Raw genomic sequence first — 3,147 nt, 5'->3', positions numbered from 1 at the left:
GTAGGTCATCGTCAAGATTAAATTCCAAAACCCCTATCTGCGCACGCAGGTAGGGGTTTTGTTTTTGCTTTGCCGAAACATCGGGTGCTACACCTCACCCCTGTGTTGATAGTGCCGACGGCATCGCCAGCAAGCCGGCTCCCACAAGGGCCGGGTCCGACGATATTCTCGCGGTGGAATGCTGACCTGTAGGAGCCGGCTTGCTGGCGATGGCGGCCGGACAGTCGCTGCAAGGCTCAAGGGTCATATGCAAGCCCTCGGCGCATGGCTATCATGCCTGCCTCATTGTTAGGCGAGACCTGCATGCTGACGTTGTTGAAGCTCCTCAAAGATGGTCGATTCCACTCCGGGCAAGCGCTTGGAGCGGCGCTGGGGGTCAGTCGCAGTGCTGTCTGGAAGCAGCTCCAGCAACTGGAGGCGGAGTTCGGGCTGGTTATCCATAAGGTCCGTGGCCGGGGTTACCAGCTGGCCAATCCGCTGGTGCTGCTGAGCGAGCTGGAGATTGCGGCTGCAACGCCTTCGGCATCCTGGCCTGTTCATGTTTACGACTCCATAGATTCGACCAATGCCGAGGCGCTACGTCTGGTGGGCAAGGGCGTTGTTGCGCCTTTTATCGTGGTGGCCGAGCGGCAGACCGCGGGGCGAGGGCGCAGGGGGCGCCAGTGGGTCAGTCCGTTCGCGGAAAATATCTATTACAGTCTGTTGCTCAGGATCGACGGTGGCATGCGCCAGCTGGAAGGCCTGAGTCTTGTGGTCGGCCTGGCCGTTCTGCAGGCATTGCGTGAGCTGGGCATTGCCGGGGCAGGGCTGAAGTGGCCAAACGATGTCCTGGTCGACAACAAGAAGATCGCCGGTATTTTGCTGGAACTTGTCGGCGACCCGGCGGATGTCTGTCACGTCGTGCTGGGGGTCGGGATCAACGTCAACATGCAGGTCGCCGACCAGGTGGATCAGCTGTGGACATCGGCTCGGCTGGAAACGGGGCGGTCGATCGATCGCAATCAGTTGATCGCCAGCCTGGGTGAAAAGCTGCGCTTTTACCTGGAATGGCACCAGTCCTCGGGTTTTGCCGCGATCCAGGCTGAGTGGGAGCAGAATCACCTCTGGCAAGGGCGCAAGGTGGCCCTGGTCGCCGGGGTGAACCAGGTTGAAGGGATCGTGCTGGGCATCGATCAGCAAGGCGCCTTGCGCCTGCAGGTCGATGGCGTCGAAAAGGTCTTCAGCGGTGGCGAGCTCAGCTTGAGGCTGCGTGACGATGCTTGAGTTCGAGAGTGGTAGTGAGTTTGTCCGGCGGCAGGCGCGTCCGCTGCCTGATCCGGTATTTGTTGGCTTGGCGGTGGCGTGTCCGCTCGATTGAGGTTCCTATGCGTTGGTTGTTTCTGTTGCTGCTGGTGCTCAACGGTGTCTATTACGTCTGGCATCAGCAGGAGGCACCCCTGAGGGCCAAGGAAGTCGCACCTCTTTCGTTGTACCGCAGTGCTCACCAGGATATCCAGTTGTTGAGCGAGTCGGACGGTGCGGGTGGTCGTCGTGCGGCTGGAAGCACCCAGGTGCGCGAGGGCGAATGTGTTTATCTGGGGGCTGTCACTCGCCAGGATCTGGCGCAGTCCGTCGCGCAGCGTCTCCAGGGCAGCAATATCAAGGCGCGGGTCGAGCAGGTGAATGTGCCTGATTCGGCGGGTTACTGGGTGCGGATCGCACCCGAAAGCCAGCATTTGCTGGACGATGCCCTGCTGCAGAACCTTGCTAAAGAATTCAATGAGTTAAAACATAAAATAATGCCCTGCGAGGGTATTGCAACTGTCGAATAGTTTGCATAGAATGGCGCCCGCTTCGCAGTGAACACCTCTTGAGGGACTGGCTACGAAGCGGGTCAACGCAGCTAACCTCATGATTTAAATGAGAAAATGCTTGACAGAAGGTCGACATGATGTAAAATGTCGGCTCGCTTAGGAGGGGTTCCCGAGCGGCCAAAGGGATCAGACTGTAAATCTGACGTCTACGACTTCGAAGGTTCGAATCCTTCCCCCTCCACCATATTTCAAGCGTGAGCTGCAAGCTCCGCGGGTATAGTTTAGTGGTAGAACCTCAGCCTTCCAAGCTGATGATGCGGGTTCGATTCCCGCTACCCGCTCCAAGTTTGCTGTTTGTGCACAGTGTTTCGCTCTTGTAGCTCAGTTGGTAGAGCACACCCTTGGTAAGGGTGAGGTCAGCGGTTCAAATCCGCTCAAGAGCTCCATATAACAAGGCAGATATGAAAATATCTGCCTTTGTTTTAATGGCTGATGTAGCTTGCTCAATTCTTCTCCTGAGGGTGATTTCGATGGCTAAGGAAAAGTTCGAACGTAATAAGCCGCACGTCAACGTAGGCACCATTGGTCACGTCGACCACGGTAAGACCACGCTGACTGCCGCTCTGACCCGCGTTTGTTCCGAAGTGTTCGGTTCGGCCAAGGTTGAGTTCGATAAAATCGACAGCGCCCCGGAAGAGAAAGCTCGCGGTATCACCATCAACACCGCTCACGTTGAGTACGATTCGGCCGAGCGTCACTACGCTCACGTTGACTGCCCTGGTCACGCCGACTACGTAAAAAACATGATCACCGGTGCTGCGCAGATGGACGGCGCGATCCTGGTTTGCTCGGCCGCCGATGGTCCGATGCCGCAAACTCGTGAGCACATCCTGCTGTCCCGTCAGGTGGGCGTTCCATACATCGTGGTTTTCCTGAACAAGGCTGACCTGGTAGACGACGCTGAGCTGCTGGAACTGGTTGAGATGGAAGTGCGCGATCTGCTGAGCACCTACGACTTCCCAGGCGATGACACTCCAATCATCATTGGTTCTGCGCGTATGGCGCTGGAAGGCAATGATGACAACGGCATGGGTACTTCGGCCGTCAAGAAGCTCGTTGAGACTCTGGACAGCTACATTCCTGAGCCTGAGCGTGCAATCGACAAGCCGTTCCTGATGCCGATCGAAGACGTGTTCTCGATCTCGGGTCGCGGTACTGTTGTAACCGGTCGTATCGAGCGCGGTATCGTTCGCGTTCAAGATGCCCTGGAAATCGTTGGTCTGCGTGATACTGCCACCACCACCTGTACTGGTGTTGAAATGTTCCGCAAGCTGCTCGACGAAGGTCGTGCTGG

3 protein-coding genes and 3 tRNA genes are annotated in these 3,147 nt (G+C 57.2%); all 6 read left to right on the top strand.

Annotation, left to right across the window (positions count from 1 at the left end):
• Positions 1 to 303: 303 nt before the first annotated feature.
• Positions 304 to 1,263: a bifunctional biotin--[acetyl-CoA-carboxylase] ligase/biotin operon repressor BirA gene (gene birA, locus UCMB321_RS06925; protein ID WP_040064863.1), complete on the top strand. Its 960-nt coding sequence runs from the start codon at positions 304 to 306 to the stop codon at positions 1,261 to 1,263.
• Positions 1,264 to 1,364: 101 nt separating this feature from the next.
• Positions 1,365 to 1,811 carry an SPOR domain-containing protein gene (locus UCMB321_RS06920; RefSeq protein WP_040064862.1) on the top strand — a complete coding sequence of 149 codons (447 nt, stop codon included), beginning with the start codon at positions 1,365 to 1,367 and terminating at the stop codon, positions 1,809 to 1,811.
• Positions 1,812 to 1,952: 141 nt separating this feature from the next.
• Positions 1,953 to 2,037 (top strand) — tRNA-Tyr (locus UCMB321_RS06915).
• 26 nt (positions 2,038 to 2,063) lie between these two features.
• Positions 2,064 to 2,137 (top strand) — tRNA-Gly (locus UCMB321_RS06910).
• A gap of 26 nt (positions 2,138 to 2,163) precedes the next feature.
• Positions 2,164 to 2,239 (top strand) — tRNA-Thr (locus UCMB321_RS06905).
• An 84-nt stretch (positions 2,240 to 2,323) separates the two neighbouring features.
• Positions 2,324 to 3,147, top strand: an 824-nt coding sequence (locus UCMB321_RS06900; protein WP_040064864.1) for an elongation factor Tu, incomplete at its 3' end; no start/stop codon positions are given.

It is taken from the genome of Pseudomonas batumici, assembly GCF_000820515.1.
In the GTDB taxonomy this organism is placed as follows: Bacteria; Pseudomonadota; Gammaproteobacteria; order Pseudomonadales; family Pseudomonadaceae; genus Aquipseudomonas; species Aquipseudomonas batumici.
Note: the sequence above shows the minus strand (reverse complement) of the source record. Positions and strands in the feature narration are given on the sequence as shown.